The following is a 16,366-nucleotide window of genomic DNA, read 5'->3' on the forward strand; positions in this document are numbered from 1 at the left end:
CTTTTCCAAGCCAGTCTGCCCGCTCACACTCTCGGGCTGTTGGTAGCATCGGAGCGTAGATGATCACTCAAGCAGCGACGTGGGAGGTTGTTCCCGTTCGTCAAAGTTCCCTGAGAGCATATTTGTTTAAGCGGAACCCATTGGCGGCTTGTTCCCAGGCAACCGTCAGGGCCAAGGCCAGGTTACACCTCACCAGATACTTGTCCATCTTCGCGATGGTCCGGGCAGCTGGCCGTCTTGGTACAATCGGCTCCTTCCCAGATTGCCATGACGTCCGGCAAGTCACGATCTGTGCTCCGCCGCGGGAGCCGGTCGCGATGCAGTTGCGTGAGTGCTTGTTGGTTCAGAAGGCGCACAAAGCGCTTGGACGCAACGAGGTCGTGCCCCTCCTCCTTAGCTCGTCGTTCAATCCGCGACAAAGCATTCATCGCAGGTCCAAGCACCGTGAACTCCGCCCGCAGCCCATCATCGAAGACTCCGGCCAGAACGTCGCCCGCATGAAGGGTCGTTATCAACCGGAGCGATGGAAGTCCGACCTGATTCCGTTGGGCGTTCCATTGATCCAGGTGGGCCCGAATATCTAAGGCTGCGGCCAGGGCATTGCTGGCCTGTGCGTTGGCAGTTCCCTCCAGAAAGAGAGCTAGCACGCCGTCTCCTATGTATTTGTCGACGAGCCCATGACGCGCCGTCACAATTCCGTTCACAACCGCGCGAAGATCGAGAAGCCAAGTGAGAACGTCGGCGGGGTCGTGTCTGCGGGTCAAGATGGAAAACCCGCGAATGTCGACCGCCATCAGGCAGACGTGGCGATCCCTCAGTTGCTTTCGTTGTCCCGTGCGCAGGATGTCAATCCCGAGTCCCCTTGGCACAAATCGGGCAAAATACGCCCGCTCACGTTGTGCTTTCAGTTCACCCAGAAGCGCTTGGCGCATGCGACGCACGCTGAGGAGAACGAAGATTGCTGCTGCCGCGAATGCCACCAGACCAAACAGCTGATGAGTAATTGTCTCGGATGAACCTGTTATCTTGGCGCTGGCCGGTACCCCATAAGCAACTGCCAGCGCACCCGCCCATCCACTCACGACCAGCCCGGCAAAGGTGAGCACGTGATCATACCGCAGCCGCAGACTGTTCTGAAGCAGGAAGAGGAAAGCCGGGAGTTCGCTGACCGCGTCGGAGGCATGATGCGCACCTTCGAACTTTGCAGGCAGGTGCTCGGCGAGCACGTAGATGGCTAGGAATGCATCGAGGAGCGTGGAGACCCACGGCAGCATCCGCTCGAGTTGCCCGGATCGCACCCGCCATGCGACGGTGATCGTACTGACAGCATAGCCAGCGAGCAGGATCCAATGGCCCTGATGATGGCCCGGGCCATCGTCGAGAAAAGCTGCCGTGATCAGGATACCGAACACGAGAAGGCGGGGCAGCAGTGCGTGACGCTCGAACTCGGGCGAGCGTGCATCTGCTCCGTCGTGCGCGGTGTTGCGCTCGCGACGCTTCAGGTTGCTCCAGACATTGAGGGATTGCTGATCGGTGCTTGGCATTCGACTTCTTTGAATAAGAGCAATGTGCCCGCAGTGTGGTGGGGCGTTTGGGTGCTTTCTTGGATGTCGCTCAGGTGCAGGGCCTGGGCACATCATTCCGGTTGAGCAAATGAGAGAACGAGTCGATGACCGGCGAGTTTGATGCACCCTTGGCGGGGCGTCGCAACTGGCTTCAACGGGTTCACTCAGCGGGCTTGATCAAGGAATGCACAGACGCGGCCGACGGGCGACAACCCAACCAGAGCGGTGTGCGGTCAGCGCCTGCTGGGCTTGCGCCGAGAGCTGCCGCAGGATGGCGGCCTGATCATTCCCGGACGATAGGCTCCGCAGGCTCTTTCCGGCCAAGTCTACTGAACTGACGTCCGCCAGGAGCCGGCACTGTCATTGGCAGCTTTTGCCTGATCACAGCGTTGGCCGCCGCTTGGCTCCAAGCCTCTGATCTCTGAACGCGAGCCGCTCAGGCACGATCGAACCTCCGCCTTTCTTTTCATTCCGCTGCAGCTCAAACCTGCACGGTCTTCTCCTCGGCCCTGAGCGCCTCATCCTCAATCTGGATGGTGACATGATCAATGCCGAATCTCTCGGCCATGGCCTGGCGGGCGCTGCGAAGAATGCGTGGCGCCTCGCGTACGTCGGACACGACCAGGTGCCCGCTCATGGCATCCAGACCCGAGGTGATGGTCCAGACGTGAAGATCGTGGACCGCAATCACGCCCGGGATCTCGCGCAGGTATTTCTCCAGGAGCACAAGGTCGACCTCAGGCGGCGTGCCCTCCAGCAGGATGTGGGTTGCCTGCTTCAGCAGGTGCCAGGTCCGCGGCACGATGAACAGCCCGATGCCGGCGCCGATGATCGGGTCGGCCAACCTCCAGCCGGTGAACAGGACCGGCAGCGCCGCCACGATCACGCCGAGCGAGCCCAGCATGTCGGACAAAACCTCGAAATAGGCCCCCCGCACGTTGAGGCTTTCCGACGATCCGCCGGCGAGAAGGCGCATGCTGATCAAGTTCACGATCAGCCCAACGGCGGCTACCGCCAGCATCGGCCCGCCGATCACCGCAGGCGGATCGATGAAGCGGCGGTAGGCCTCGTAGAGGATGTAGACGGTCAAGAGCAGCAGGACCACGGCATTGGCCAGGGCCGACAGGATCTCGGCTCGCAGATAGCCATAGGTCTTTTGCGGCGTCGCGGGCCGCTCGGCAAAGCGGATAGCAAAAAGCGCCAGAGCCAATCCGCCGGCATCGGTCAGCATGTGAGCCGCATCGGCCAGCAGGGCGAGACTGCCGGTGACAAGGCCGCCGATCACCTCGGCCGCCATATAGGCCAGCGTCAGTGCAAGCGCCCCGACGAGGCGCTCCCGGTGGCGCCCCGCAGCAGAGCCGGCCTGCGCCGCTCCATGGTCGTGACCGGTGCCCATCATCTCTCCTTTTCCAAGTGCCCGAGATCCGTGCCCCCTGACCTGAAGCGCCGCAGGGCACGGCAGCGTGCCCTTGCCCTCTCCTGTCACTCGGCGGCGGGTCTGAGGTGCACCGGATCAGTCGCGTGGTCCTCACGCGGGCTCACCTGCTCCTGGCGCGGCGCCGTCCTGGCAAATCGAGCGTAAAGAGCCGGCAGCACCAGGAGGGTGAGCAGGGTCGCGCTGATCAGACCACCGATCACCACCGTAGCCAGCGGCTTCTGCACCTCAGCGCCAGTACCGGTTGCCAGCGCCATCGGCACAAAGCCCAATGAGGCCACCAGCGCCGTCATCGCCACTGGCCGCAAGCGCGTCATGGCGCCTTCCACAATCGCCTCGCGCCGGGAACGGCCCTCCGTCATCAGCTGCTTGATGTAAATGAGCATCACGAGCCCGTTCAGCACTGCTACGCCCGAAAGCGCAATGAACCCCACGGCCGCCGAGACCGAGAACGGCAGATCGCGCCACCACAGTGCCGCAATGCCGCCGGTCAGCGCCAGCGGCACGGCGCTGAACACCAGGAGCGCATCCCGCGGCGAGCCCAACGCTGAGTAGAGCAGCAGAAAGATCAAGAAGAAACAGCCCGGCACCACGATCATCAGGCGCTGTCGCGCTGCCGCCAAGTTCTCGAACTGCCCGCCCCAAGTGATCCAGGAGCCGGCCGGGAGCTGGACCTGCTCCCCGACCTTGGCCTGGGCCTCGGCCACGAGCGAGGCAATGTCGCGTCCGCGCACATTCGCTGTGACCACCACCCGCCGCTTGCCGTTCTCACGCGAGATCTGGTTCGGCCCCTCGGCAACCGAGAAGCTGGCGACCTGCTCCAGAGGAATTGAGGCCGCCCCCCGTCCAGTCTCTGCCCCCGGCAGCGGCACCGGCAGGTGCTTCAGTGCCTCCATGTCCTCGCGCACAGCGTCAGGTAGCCGCACCACGATGGGAAAGCGCCGGTCGCCCTCGAAGACGATGCCGGCCTCCTGGCCGCCAATGGCGGTCCCGATCACGTCCTGAACCGCCGCCAAGCTCAAGCCCAGGCGCGCGATCTCGGCCTTGTCGATCCTGATCTCCAGGAACGGCAGACCGGTCGCCTGCTCGACCTTGACGTCTTCAGCGCCAGGCGTGCTGCGCAGCACCGTCGCAATTTGGTCGGCCACCGGCAGCATCTGGCCGAATTCCTCGCCGAACACCTTGACGGCGAGATCGCCACGCGTGCCGGCCAAAAGCTCGTTAAAGCGCATCTGGATCGGCTGCGTGAATTCGTAGTTGTTGCCCGCCAGCTTCTCGACCGACGCCTGGATACGCCCGATCAGCTCCTCTTTCGAAAGTGCCGGGTCGGGCCACTCCTCCTGCGGCTTGAGGATGATGAAGGTGTCCGAAGCATTTGGCGGCATCGGATCGGAAGCAACCTCCGCCGTGCCAGTCTTCGAGAACACGTACGCGACCTCCGGAAAGGCGCTGACCGCCTTCTCGACCTGGAGCTGCATGCCTTGCGACTGCGACAGCGCGGTGCTCGGAATGCGCAAGGCATGCATGGCGATGTTCTTCTCGTCAAGCTGCGGGATGAACTCCTGACCAAGCCGGTTAAAGACAAGCACCGCCCCCAGAAACAGCAGGGCGGATGCGACGATGACCGGCATGGGATAACGCACGGCCCCCCTGAGCACCGGCTGATAGAGGGCTTTCAACGCCCGGACGAACACGTTCTCCTTCTCCTTCACCCGCCCAGTGATGGCGATAGCGATCAGGGCCGGCACGAAGGTGAGCGACAGAACAAAGGCGGCCGCCAGGGCGATGATGACGGTGAGCGCCATCGGCTGGAACATCTTGCCTTCCACTCCAGTGAAGGTCAGAAGCGGCACGTAGACCAGGATGATGATTGCCTGGCCGTACACGGACGGCTTGATCATCTCCTCAGCGGATTCGATGACGGTACTCAGGCGCTCGCCCTTGGTAAGTGTGCGACCGCGTTCATGCTGGCGTTCGGCAAGGTGGCGCAGACTATTCTCGGCAATGATCACCGCCCCGTCGACGATCAGGCCGAAGTCGAGGGCTCCCAGGCTCATCAGGTTGGCACTGATTTGGCCCTGGACCATGCCGGTCATGGTCATCAGCATCGCGATCGGGATCACCAGGGCGGTGATCAAGGCCGCGCGGAAGTTGCCGAGCAGCAGAAACAGCACCAGCACAACGAGGAGGGCGCCCTCGGCCAGGTTCTTGGCCACCGTCTTGACTGTCGCATCGACGAGCAGGGTGCGGTTGAGTACCGTCTTGGCCTCGATGCCGGGCGGCAGCGACTTGTTGATCTCCTGCATCTTGGTGTCCACCGCTGCCGAGACCGTGCGGCTGTTGCCGCCGATCAGCATCAGGGCAGTGCCAACCACCACCTCCTGCCCGTTCTCGGAGGCCGAGCCGGTGCGCATCTCGCGCCCGATCTTCACCTCCGCAACGTCCTTGATCCGCACCGGCACGCCGCCGCGGGTGGTCACAACCACGTTGCCGATCTCGTCCATGCTCTCCAGTCGCCCGGCCGAGCGCACCACATAGCCCTCGCCATTGCGCTCCAGGTAGCCGGCACCGCGGCTGGCGTTGTTACGCTCAAGCGCCTCGGTAACCTCGCTGAACGACAGCCCGAGCCCGATCAGCTTGGCCGGGTCCGGTTGGACATGGTACTGCTTCTCGAAGCCGCCGATCACGTCAACGCCGGCGACCCCTGGCACGGTCTTGAGCTGAGGCCGGATGATCCAGTCTTGTACGGTGCGCAAGTATGCGGCGCGCTCGACCTCCGTCGCAAGCCGCTGGCCCTCAGGGGTCAGGTAGCTGCCGTCCGTTTGCCAGCCCGGCTGCCCATTCTTGGGCAGAGTCCCCTCCTCCGGCTTTTTGTAGTGCACCGCCCACATGTAGATCTCGCCCAAGCCGGTCGAGATCGGGCCCATATTGATCTCGGCGCCCGGCGGCAGGTTGGCCTTGGCCTCGCTGAGCCGCTCATTGACCTGCTGGCGGGCGAAGTAGATGTCGAGCTTCTCATTGAAGACGGCGGTGACCTGCGAGAAGCCGTTGCGCGAGAGCGAGCGGGTGTATTCGAGGCCTGGGATGCCGGCCAGCGCCGTTTCGACCGGATAGGTCACCTGCTTCTCAACATCGTAGGGCGAGAGCGCGGGTGCGACCGTGTTGATCTGAACCTGGTTGTTGGTGATGTCCGGCACGGCATCGATGGGCAACCGGTTGAGCGACCAGATCCCGAGGGCGGCCGCCACAAGGGTCAGGAGAACCACGAGCCAGCGCTGATGGACCGAGAAGGCGAGGATATGTTTGATCATGACTTTTGCCTCTCTCGATCAGTGAGCGTGCTCGGCTTCGGCCTTGCCGAGCTCAGCCTTGAGCACGAAGGAGTTGCCGACCGCGATCGTCTCGCCGGGATCGAGCCCGAACACGACCTCGACTGCCTCGTCGTCGCCCTTGCCAAGAACCACTTCCCGCTTCTCGAAACCTTGAGCGGTGCGCACGAACACCACCTGCTCGCCTTCGACGGTCTGCAGGGCCGTGCGCGGAATGCGTAAGCTGACTGGCTGCTCCTCCGTGGTGATCTGGGCCGTGACGTAGGAGCCTGGGCGCCAGGTCAGATCCTTGTTGTCAATTGCGGCAATCACACGGGCGGTGCGGGTATCCGGATTGAGGATAGGGCTGATGAAGATGATCCGACCCGGTGAGCCTTGGTGGGCGTCCGTTCCTGTGGTGATTGTGACGGACTGCCCGTCCCGGATCTGGGGCAGGTCTCCGGTGGAGACCGACAGCTCGATCCAGACGGTGGCCAGGTCCGCCACGACATAGAGCTCCTTTTCCTGGCCTTCGCCGCCGACTGGAGCGCCGAGATCGACCTTGCGCTCGACAATGCGGCCCGCGAGCGGGGCGCGGATTTCGTAGCGCTGCAGCCCCTGTATGTTAGCCTTTGAGAGGCCGGCGACCTCGTTCTCTCCCACGCCAAGCGCCGACAGCTTTTGGCGGGTCAGGTCAAGGCGCAGCTGCGCCTCGGTAAAAGCAGTGCGGGCGCGCAAGAATTGCTGCTCGGCCGAGATGTTCTTTTGGAACAGCGACTGCTCGCGCTCGAACAGGGTCTTTTGTAGATCGAAATTGACCTGGGCGGCGAGATACTCGCTTTTAGCCTCGGCCACTTCCCGGCTTTCCAGGATAGCCACCACCTCGCCTTTGGCGACAGGAGCACCGAGGCGCTTGTTCAGTTCCACCACGGTACCAATGACCTTGGCGGGGATGCGAGCCACGCGATCAGGATCGGGGATGATCGTGCCCGGCACGCTCAGGCGACGGACAAGGGTGCCCTCGTCGACAGGAGCAACATCAATCCTGGCGGCCTCGATCCGCTCAGGCGCCATGAGGATAACACCCTCCGGGGCCTCGGCCTCACCGGATCCATGGCCATCGTCCCCGGCGTGCTTGGCCTCTGCCCCATGGGTATCCTGCCCATGGGCGTCCTTATCACCACCATGGCCAGTCTCGAGCTCTGCCGGATCGCCTGCAGGCGCCCCCAGTTGTGCCAGGAGCGGCAGCGGGACAGCGCTGACGGCGGTGCGCACCGCGTGCGTCACAGGCGGCATAAGGCTGCCCAGGACGATGCCGAGCCCGGCGACGATAGCAAGAATAACAACACGCATGATTATACCACCAATCTGAAACGGGGCACCTTGCGCTCACCCGAACGTGGGCTCGCCGGGGATACAAGAAAGGGGAAGCAGTCAGCCGACCCTTAAGAGACTCCCATGCCGGGAGGGGGCGGCCTCAAGCCGGCTCATGGGAGCCGGTGCGACAGGGTTGGGTCAGGCGCGGGGTGGCTTAAGGGGAAGAGCGGCGGGACCGGACCGCGGGGCCGCGTCGGCCCAGGCGGAAAACGCGCCGCAGACGGTGGCGCTAACGACGGCGGGCGAGACAGGATCGGGCCCGGCGGCGTTCTGATGTAGGGGACAGTGGGCGTCCTGGACAAGCGCCGCATCGTCGGTGCCGCTCGCCGGATCGCCGAGATCGGACGTAGTGCTGGTGATCGCCGCAGAGGCTGGGGCAGTCGAGCCCCCGCTGGCGGCAGCGGGCAGTGGGGCAACCAGGGCCAGGAACACCACTAAGGCCATCAGCCGCGCGACCACCATCCGCCAGAAGCGGCGGTGCCGGACGCGAGCGATGGGCATCGTAGAAAACATGGCGTTTGGAACACTCTCCAGGTGAGCCGGCTCAGCCCTTAATGTCGACGCTGTAGCGCCCCTTGCCAATCTCGCTCGCGCCAGACTTCAGCGTCACGGTGGCCCGGAACTTGCCGTCCACGGCAAAGTCCGCCTTGCCAGTCAGAAGGTTAGCAGTGCCAGGTTTAAGTTCAAGAGTCTTCTGCTCGTTGCCCTTGGCTAGAACAGTGGCCGTGGCGCTGAACGTGGACGCATCGACCTTCTGCTCCTTGTCGTCAACGAGGTAGAGCATCACGTCCGCGCCCTTGACCACAAGCTCGGCCTCATAAGCTCCGATCTTCTGGATCTGCCCGCCGTTGGCCGCCGCATGAGCGTGGCCCTGCCCCTGGGCCAGAGCGGCCGCAGGAGTAAGCGCGAGACCCAGGACAACCATGGTCCGTAGCAGAAACATGCAAGGCTCCATCACAGGCAAAGTACGATCAGCCGACGGCCGTGGGCGCCGACGGTTGGGGTGCTTCATAGAGTCAGGCGGTCAGAATGTCCATGCCTCACGGCCAATATACCTTGCCGCGTTGCAGCGATATCCCGCCGCAGGTTCGGTTTCGCAGTAGCCAAGACCGAACTGGACTGGGGACCGGCGCGGCGAGCCTTTGACAGTCAGGCTTTCTGATCCGCACCGGTTGTTGCCCCAGGAGGCTTAGCCGGCGGGATAAGATAAAATCAAGGGTGGACAGAACCGCGTCAAGCGAACAACCTGCGTTCGTGGCAGACCCTAACGCTCTATCATGTCCTCTGGGGCGTGGTTCCAATGCTCCACCACCTCCTAACTCGCAGAACGGCGCTTAGGGCTTCCTCCCAAGCGCCGCTTGTTTGAGGCCCGGAGTAACCCTCGGCCAGGCGGGTTGAGCCCCATCCTCTGACAGATAAACTGATCAAAATCGGGTAAACTGATCAAAATCGGGCCAGTGATGGTAATATTGTGTCGGGATGACACTGTGGCGGTGCCCATCGCAGATAAGGAGCCGCAGCGGTGAGCTACCAGTCCCAGCATTTCTTAGCAATCGTTGGGGACAAGGGCCTGGACCAGAGGCCCAGCTGGGCACTTGTTGCTCCCGATCCTGGTGGTCTGGTGCGTCACCGTCCCTGTTGCCGGTCGCTCTGGCAGCGATAGCCGACGAAACATTGCCGCACATCTGCTGTGGGGACCCAGACTGGCCGGGCCCGTTCGTTGATCTGGCAGAACTGTTGCCCGCTCACATAGCGGTCATAGATGTAGGGCCCCGTTCTCAGCACGACCGCTCCCCGGATGGCAACGAGGCCGCGGGCCTGACGACAAATTATCGCAGGTGTCGAAGAGTTCTCTTGGGCCAGAGCGCCTGTTGCAAACAGGATGATAACAATGCCGAACGCAAATTTCTTCATGAGACACCAACGATAACCTTCGTAACAACTAGATGCCGTAATGGGCTGAAAGCGATACGAAATATTCAGCAGCGGGCCCAATGCCAATCGAAAACCCGCAGCATTCAGAAATGTCCCTTATCTGATCCAGAGCAACTCTGCGTCCTCAGACGCCACGGCAAAATACGTCTGCAGCGCGATCGCCCGACAGTCGACCATGGCCCCGGGCTTCAAGTTCGCCCGAAAGCCGTCGTTCGCACGCATCTGGGCCGAGCCTCTCACGACAAGCATCTGACGATACGAGCCACGAGCCGCGATCTTGCTGAGGTTCCGTCGTATTCCGGCTTTCAGAATGGTGATGGCGATTTCATTGTACGTGACGGGACTGCCGCCTGCCCGAGCATCCTCTAGCAGGCGGCTCGCAGACGGTTCAATCTGCGGTGCCTCCACGTTGCTATTGCCCCTCTGGTCAGCAAGCTCAATCCTGAGGGCTGCGGCGAGCCTGACGGCATTGTCCAGCGTTGGAGAGAAGCGCCCGTTTTCGACGCGCGAAATTGTCGAGGCGGCAATCCCGGAGAGGCGCGAGAGCTCACGCAGGGACAGCTTCAGCTCTTTCCTGCGGTTAAATATCTGCTGACCAAAGTTCACGTCGCGCACACCAGGCCAGAATCAATCATGGAATTGCAACTACCCTGCGGGAGATCTGAATGCAAAACCTCTATGGCGGCAGCAACGCCGCGCAGGACTGGGAGCAAGCGCATGGATCGGGAGGCTTGTCGCGCCGATGGACGAGCTCCGGCGCCCTTGAGGCAACTTCGGACGACCTGAACAGGCGAGCCGCATCCGATCCTAACAACGCTGCCCCACCGAACACCTGAGCAGGGACTCGCTGGTTGGCCAACGGATGGCGGCTTCGTTGGTGATTGAGCTTCATGATGGCTATGTGGATGGCTCGGTCGAGGTCTTCGGGTCCGGTGAATGTCTGGTGGGCAAGGTAATGCTGCTTCATATCGCGCCATCGCTCCTCGATATCGTTGAGTTCGGGGGCATTCTTTGGCAGCTATTCGACGCTGAGCCAGTGCGCCCGCTGGCCGAGGGCGGCTGTGGTTACCTTGCTGGTGTGGATGGGACTGTTGTCGAGGACGAGCCGAACCGGCTTGGTGCAGCGGCCGGGCTTGGGGCCATAGCGGCGGTCAGGGGGGCTCAAGAAGCGCGATGAAGTCGGTGCTGCGCTTGATGCGCCTGGCCTGAACAACAAGCTCGCGTCCGGCCCAATCGAGCACGCCGAGCAGGGCCACCTCAAAGTATGACGGAGCCCAAACACTAACTATCAGGAGAATCATGTCCTTAGGATCGGCAGCGTACAGCAGTTGAGATTGCCCACATCACTGTTTTTAGATAAGTGATGTGTAGGTTTTTGGAAACAAGCAGACTACTGAAAATGGAAGAAAATCAGCTAAAAGAAATTACTATAAGGCAGTATGGTCTATTGAGCCCCCTAGATTGGGGCGAGGATTGCGAAGAAGAACTTCTTCGCATGAATCAGCTTTGGAATCGGCTCGCTGAAATTGAGCAAGTTACCCGTGAAAAATATAATACATCTATCATGACTGATCAAGACGTTGAGAGTATCTACCAGCAAATTGCTTCATCATCCGATTTCCAAAGCTCCTTGATTAAAGAGAGGAGAAGCATTCGCAAGCAGAATGGAAGGAAAGTGGAAACCCATAACCTTGACGAGCAAATTAGAGATCTTTCCCATAAAATCGCTGACCTCAGAAATACTGCGGCCTCAAGTCGCAAGTTGGCTAGGGAGAAAGCTGGCAAAAGAATACGTGCCCTTGAGGTCGAGCGGCGCGCTGCGGTTAAGTTAGCTCGCCAAGAGAGTGGACTATGGTGGGGAAATTACAACGCCATTGTTAAGGCATATGAGCGGGGTCGACGGATTGCGTTACGTAACGGCGGCCAGTTGCAGTTCAAGCGCTATGATGGAACAGGACGCATCGTCAATCAAATTCAAGGCGGCATGACAGTAGCGGACCTTTTTGGGGCAACTCATTCTCAAATCGCAGTTGATGCTCTGCCAGGTGATGCGTGGACGCACCCGAGCCGTGGCGAACGGCGCCGTCTTCAGCGCACCCGTCTTACTGCCACGATTTTTGTGAGATCTGGTGAACGCCGCACTGTAACATGGCCAATGATTATGCACCGGCCCATTCCTGAGGATTGTCTCATCAAAGAGGTCGTTGTTACACGCCGGAAGCTAGGCCCATCCTGGCAATGGCAAGTGACATTCACCTGCACAAGATCAGGTAGCAAGCAAAACAGACACACTTCTACACGTCGGGTTGTGGCAGTGGACTTGGGGTGGCGGCGCCTTCCTGAAGGCATACGGGTAGCAACTGTTGTTCGCAACGACGATACCCCTGCTGACTTCATGATCGTACCAGCAGATATTGTGGACGGCTTCGCGCTAATCAAAACTCTGCAGTCACGGCGCGATACTATGAAGAATAATATCATTGCATGGCTAAAAACCCTTGACTGGGCGGCGGCGCCGGAAGCGCTCACCATTCATTTACCTGCCCTGCAGGATGCAACGTTCATTAGCGCAGGACGGGTCGCATCCCTTGCAATCGCTTGGCGCAATCACCAGGATTGGGACGCGGAAGGGTATCGCCACCTTGAGAAATGGCGGCTTGCCGACAAACGGCTTTGGTTATGGGAGGTAAATCAGCGTGAGAAGCTTATTGCACGCCGCACTGATCTATATAGGCGACTTTCCTACAACATAGTTGTAAATACTGATGTAGTGGTTATTAACCATCTCGAGATTGAGAAGATGTCCCGTCTTCTGTTGCCAGAAGGTAAAGAGAACCCGCTTTTCAAAGCAGCTCGCCACTATCGTACCGTTGCTGCTCCCTCATATCTTAGAAAGTGGATTGAAATACAGGCGAGGAAAATAGGAGCCACAGTAGTGACTCAGGACATGGAAAATTGGGTTTGCCATGCTTGTGGCGCGATCACCATGCCGGCAAGGCCTTACGACCTGCAGCAGACTTGTGCGCACTGTGGCATAACATGCGATCGAGATATGAATACCTGCCGTGTCATGCTCAAGTCCTTTAATAGATGAGTAATGCGGATGCTGCGCTGCCTTAAGCTCACAGGCTTGACAATGCTATCTGATGACGCTAGCAATTAACGACGCGTGCTCCGTCGCTTTGTTATGGAGACTTCTACATCCCAGGCCCCTAAGCTGGAGGCGAGTAGTTCGGTTTCGGCACGAGCTTAGCGTCCCCATTGCGAGTTTCTTTGCGATAAAGACGGCTTTCGTATTCTTACGCGAGAGCCGCAGTGGCTGAAGGAGGCATCTTCTAGAGGCCGCGAGCTCCATTGTAATCTCAGAAGAAGAGGGAGGCCGTTATCGTCGCCGTCGCAAGTACACTCTTCTGCCTCTGCATGACTGTCTCTATGGGCTCCGGCTCCAGGCCACCATCCCGCACCTGACCCGTTTATTCCTTTAATCGCACAGGCAAGTTTACCTTTGCCTACCTGCATGAGACAGCCACCGGTGCGTTGCTGGTGCGTATTCGCTGAAGGCCGCGGAATCTTCAGCCATGGCGTGGTAGAGTGCGGGCATAGGGATTGAGCACGACAGGATCGACGAGGCGGCTCACTCCCTGATGTGGCTGACGCTGCATGATGAGCGGCGAGCTTGGAAGAGTTTCGATTGGGCTGCGACGGATCGGCTCTACCAGAATGGCTTTATCTGTGATCCGGCCAACAAGATCAAGTCCGTGAGGGGCTGCAGAAGGCTTAAGGCTGGCATCAGGCTGCAGTACCGTTCGGTCTCTGGGGTTACTGTCAGGCGGTATGTTCGAGACCAGGGTGCCCGCTGAGGATCAAGGCATGTCCGCGGACGGTCCCTTGAGAGGTGCGGCAGCCGGCTGGTCATGGAATGTTGCGATCGCTGGAGAATCCGCTGGTCGTTCGCATAGACCATCCATCTGGATCAGGCCGAAGCCGAAGGTTGGATCCCGTCCAGGCGTACCAAGGTCGCGCGTGTACTCTTCGAGGCGGGACTGAACGGCTTTGGCATCCAACACCGGGTTGGACGCGAGCACTAGGCCTGCGGCGGCCGATACAAAGGGGACGGCATAGGACGTCCCTGTCCTCAACGTGCCGCTGCCCTGGGCTGAGGCCGTCCAGACATTCACCCCGGGAGCGGACAGGTCAACATAAGGACCGCGCGTCGCCCGCCGATACACATTTAGATCGTGATCCACTGCGGTGACTGCAACAACCCCGACATAAGCTGCCGGATAAGACGGTTCGGCACCAGCTCCATTGTTACCTGCCGCTGCAACGATCACGATGCCTTTAGCCTGAGCGGCTGTAATGGCTTTCTGGAGAACCTCATTCGCGGGACCGGAAAGGCTCAGGTTGATGACCCGCACCCCGCGCTCAGCCAAGGCCTCAAGCGCCGTGACCAGTGATGTCACGTCTGTCCGGTCGGCGGTGCCGCCGTCGCGGTAGAAGGCATCGACCGCAATGATCTTTGCCTCCGGCAACAGGCCAGGGGTTTGACTGTCCAGCCGCCCTACGAGGAGAGCCGCAACGGCCGTGCCGTGATCGGGCAACGAGGGCATGGCGCGGCGGGTGGACTGAGCCACGACCTCAATCGCCTGTCCCCTCAGGGCGTCATGCTCAACATTGATGCCGGTGTCGATCATACCGATGAGGGGAGCAGGGCCGCATTGTTTGGTGTTCGAACCCGACCACTTCACCAGGGAGGCCCAGTTCACGAGCGGGGTGGACTGGCACTCAGCGCTCGTGCAGGCAGGGATGCTCTCATCGAGATAGTAGAACTGGTCGAAGTCGACCGAGGCCTGAGCGTAAACCAAGCGGACCCGTTGCCGAGCCTGCGCCACAGAAACGCCAGCTGGAACCCGAAGCCTGATCACCTGGGGCTCGATGCTCCCCTGCGTCTGGGTCTCGATCCGGAAGCCTTGGGCGATCAGCTGGGCCAAGTCCGCTTGCGACAGGCCCGATGCCACGATGGAGCGCGATGACTGCCGCGGCTTGGGACGCCGGTCGATCTCTTCAACGACAGGAGCTACACGTGCAGGCTGAGCCTTGACCGAAGCCGCCTTCTGGGCCGTCTGCATCGGGGCGGCGGCTTTGGCTTGGTTGGGCGTCTGCGGGGCGGATGCTGGGGCCTTGCTCCGGCTTATTGGAGCCTTGCCGCTGCTCGCCTGGACCTTGCTGTTCGTACGTTGGCTTTTGCCGCCGGGCGCGGTTACGGCATTCGGTGTGTTGGCTTTTGAGTTGCCCTTGCTGCTGCTCGGGCCTGCGCCGGCACTCGCTCCCTTGCTGGCAGTGACCTTCCCGGTATTGCCCGAGTTCGCCTTGCTGCCGTTGCTTCCGGCATTGTTGTTGCCCTTGCTCGCACCGGCACCGCCACCGATGCCAGTTCCAGCGCCGCTGCTGCGGCTGGCACTTCCGCTCAAGCCTCTACCGAACCCATCAATGCCGCGACCGAGCCCGCCCCCGACACCGTTTCCGCGGCCCGGCCCGCCGCCTATGCCGCCGCCGAGACCGCCAGCGTTGGAGCTGCCTTTGCCACCGCCATTGCTACTGCCATTCCCGCTTCCTGCGCCACCGCTCGTCCCACCACCGTTCCCGTTGCCGCCATTATTGTTGCCGTTTCCGCCGCTGTTGTTCCCACTGCTGCCAGTATTCCCTACTCCGCCGCCTCCGTTTCCACCGCTGTTTCCGCTCCCGCCATCGTTGCTAGGACCTCCAGCCCCGCCGCCATGTCCGCCTCCATCAGAATCCCCGGTGCCCCCGCTGTTGCCGTTGCCTGCGCCACCGCCAGCCGAGCCACCGCTATTCCCGCCTCCTGCGTCGCTACCTCCGTTTCCGCTCCCGCCACCGTTGCCGTTACCACCTCCGTTGCCATTGCCATTGCCGCCGCCGTCGCCGCCTTTGGCGAGTGCTGACCCGTTCATGATGGGCAGGCTGGATCCATTGCCGAGATCCAGTTGAACTCGGAGGGGAAAGGCAGCAGCAATGCTTGCTATAGCGATGAGGATATGTCGCCTCCAACGTGCCATGCTACTCTCTCATCCTGACAACTCTGCCGTGAATTCGTCATTTGCCGCGCGACTGAAGCATAAAAGCAGAACCCATGGCGGCAGATTGACTGCACAATGCGCTGAATCGCATGCCTTGTACCGTACCCGAGATGAACAGAAGCGGACCAATCACTAAGTATATCTAATCTTAAGCTTGGCAATATCGTTGATAACAGAGGCGTCGGAGCAGTGCCTTCGTTGTGCCAGCCGTTACTGCTCGACCTCGGATGACAACTCAGAATGGCGTTTGCGCGAGATGTGCTCCTGATCGATCGCTGGCATTATCGCCCAAACGCATTTATCCTGGTGACGAGGTCCATCCCACCGACCTTAGTTTGGCTCCGGTCACAGATGTTGTGCCGTACAAGAATTACACCGGTACCCTCTCGCTCCCGCGCCTTGCCTATGACATGGAAAGCCTGCTCAGCCTGGAGCGGACAGCGGCCCTCCTGACCCTGATCAACTTCCAGTGGCTATTCGTTGGCACGGTCACAAGCTTTCTGTGCTCCGCCACCCTCGTTCTGGCGATGTCACGGTAACCTTTGGTCAGAGGCTTCTGCTCTAAGAGCTGTGGCATGACCAAGCCCATCAGCTACAAGCGCCATCGGTTCCCATCCCAGATCATCGCCCATGCAGTTTGGTTGTACT

The 16,366-nt window shown here is 60.8% G+C and carries 12 protein-coding genes; 3 read left to right on the plus strand and 9 right to left on the minus strand.

Features of this window, described 5'->3' with window-relative positions:
• Positions 1-182 precede the first annotated feature (182 nt).
• The 7 genes from GR303_RS22285 to GR303_RS22310 form a co-directional block, all read right to left on the minus strand.
• Positions 183-1,544 carry an adenylate/guanylate cyclase domain-containing protein gene (locus GR303_RS22285; protein ID WP_161726390.1) on the minus strand — a complete coding sequence of 454 codons (1,362 nt, stop codon included), beginning with the start codon at positions 1,542-1,544 and terminating at the stop codon, positions 183-185.
• 502 nt (positions 1,545-2,046) lie between these two features.
• Positions 2,047-2,961, minus strand: coding sequence for a cation diffusion facilitator family transporter (locus GR303_RS22290; RefSeq protein WP_161726401.1), 915 nt, complete (start codon positions 2,959-2,961; stop codon positions 2,047-2,049).
• Positions 2,962-3,047: 86 nt separating this feature from the next.
• Complete coding sequence (locus tag GR303_RS22295) at positions 3,048-6,311, minus strand: efflux RND transporter permease subunit (RefSeq protein ID WP_161726391.1); 3,264 nt, start codon at positions 6,309-6,311, stop codon at positions 3,048-3,050.
• Between the two features lie 18 nt (positions 6,312-6,329).
• Complete coding sequence (locus GR303_RS22300) at positions 6,330-7,661, minus strand: efflux RND transporter periplasmic adaptor subunit (protein ID WP_161726392.1); 1,332 nt, start codon at positions 7,659-7,661, stop codon at positions 6,330-6,332.
• A gap of 568 nt (positions 7,662-8,229) precedes the next feature.
• A complete protein-coding gene (locus GR303_RS22305; protein ID WP_161726393.1) occupies positions 8,230-8,628 on the minus strand; it encodes an adenylosuccinate synthase in 399 nt (132 codons plus the stop codon).
• Between the two features lie 683 nt (positions 8,629-9,311).
• Complete coding sequence (locus GR303_RS24500; RefSeq protein ID WP_161726394.1) at positions 9,312-9,599, minus strand: hypothetical protein; 288 nt, start codon at positions 9,597-9,599, stop codon at positions 9,312-9,314.
• Between the two features lie 117 nt (positions 9,600-9,716).
• A complete protein-coding gene (locus tag GR303_RS22310) occupies positions 9,717-10,235 on the minus strand; it encodes a helix-turn-helix domain-containing protein (RefSeq protein WP_161726395.1) in 519 nt (172 codons plus the stop codon).
• Positions 10,236-10,482: 247 nt separating this feature from the next.
• On the opposite strand from GR303_RS22310, the gene GR303_RS22315 reads away from it, so the two are divergent.
• The 3 genes from GR303_RS22315 (at position 10,483) to GR303_RS24970 (ending at position 13,480) form a co-directional block, all read left to right on the plus strand.
• Positions 10,483-10,797: a hypothetical protein gene (locus GR303_RS22315; RefSeq protein WP_161726396.1), complete on the plus strand. Its 315-nt coding sequence runs from the start codon at positions 10,483-10,485 to the stop codon at positions 10,795-10,797.
• A gap of 222 nt (positions 10,798-11,019) precedes the next feature.
• Positions 11,020-12,714 carry a zinc ribbon domain-containing protein gene (locus tag GR303_RS22320; RefSeq protein ID WP_161726397.1) on the plus strand — a complete coding sequence of 565 codons (1,695 nt, stop codon included), beginning with the start codon at positions 11,020-11,022 and terminating at the stop codon, positions 12,712-12,714.
• Between the two features lie 505 nt (positions 12,715-13,219).
• On the plus strand, positions 13,220-13,480 hold the full coding sequence (locus GR303_RS24970; protein ID WP_343038498.1) for a DUF6429 family protein: 261 nt from the start codon (positions 13,220-13,222) through the stop codon (positions 13,478-13,480).
• A gap of 3 nt (positions 13,481-13,483) precedes the next feature.
• Here GR303_RS24970 and GR303_RS22325 read toward each other — a convergent pair whose 3' ends face one another.
• Both GR303_RS22325 and GR303_RS22330 read right to left on the minus strand, forming a co-directional pair.
• Entirely contained in the window at positions 13,484-15,091 is a 1,608-nt protein-coding gene (locus GR303_RS22325; protein WP_161726398.1) for a S8 family serine peptidase, read from the minus strand.
• Between the two features lie 233 nt (positions 15,092-15,324).
• On the minus strand, positions 15,325-15,549 hold the full coding sequence (locus GR303_RS22330; RefSeq protein WP_161726399.1) for a hypothetical protein: 225 nt from the start codon (positions 15,547-15,549) through the stop codon (positions 15,325-15,327).
• Positions 15,550-16,366 lie beyond the last annotated feature (817 nt).

It is taken from the genome of Microvirga arsenatis, from assembly GCF_009910705.1.
GTDB classification, from domain to species: Bacteria; Pseudomonadota; Alphaproteobacteria; order Rhizobiales; family Beijerinckiaceae; genus Microvirga; species Microvirga arsenatis.

What these genes read in the sequence shown, in the direction of transcription:
- GR303_RS22285 (WP_161726390.1), bottom strand. Translation starts at nt 1,544, where the DNA reads ATGCCAAGCACCGATCAGCAATCCCTCAATGTCTGGAGCAACCTGAAG.
- GR303_RS22290 (WP_161726401.1), bottom strand. Translation starts at nt 2,961, where the DNA reads ATGGGCACCGGTCACGACCATGGAGCGGCGCAGGCCGGCTCTGCTGCG.
- GR303_RS22295 (WP_161726391.1), bottom strand. Translation starts at nt 6,311, where the DNA reads ATGATCAAACATATCCTCGCCTTCTCGGTCCATCAGCGCTGGCTCGTG.
- GR303_RS22300 (WP_161726392.1), bottom strand. Translation starts at nt 7,661, where the DNA reads ATGCGTGTTGTTATTCTTGCTATCGTCGCCGGGCTCGGCATCGTCCTG.
- GR303_RS22305 (WP_161726393.1), bottom strand. Translation starts at nt 8,628, where the DNA reads ATGTTTCTGCTACGGACCATGGTTGTCCTGGGTCTCGCGCTTACTCCT.
- GR303_RS24500 (WP_161726394.1), bottom strand. Translation starts at nt 9,599, where the DNA reads ATGAAGAAATTTGCGTTCGGCATTGTTATCATCCTGTTTGCAACAGGC.
- GR303_RS22315 (WP_161726396.1), top strand. Translation starts at nt 10,483, where the DNA reads ATGGCGGCTTCGTTGGTGATTGAGCTTCATGATGGCTATGTGGATGGC.
- GR303_RS22320 (WP_161726397.1), top strand. Translation starts at nt 11,020, where the DNA reads ATGGAAGAAAATCAGCTAAAAGAAATTACTATAAGGCAGTATGGTCTA.
- GR303_RS22330 (WP_161726399.1), bottom strand. Translation starts at nt 15,549, where the DNA reads ATGGCAATGGCAACGGAGGTGGTAACGGCAACGGTGGCGGGAGCGGAA.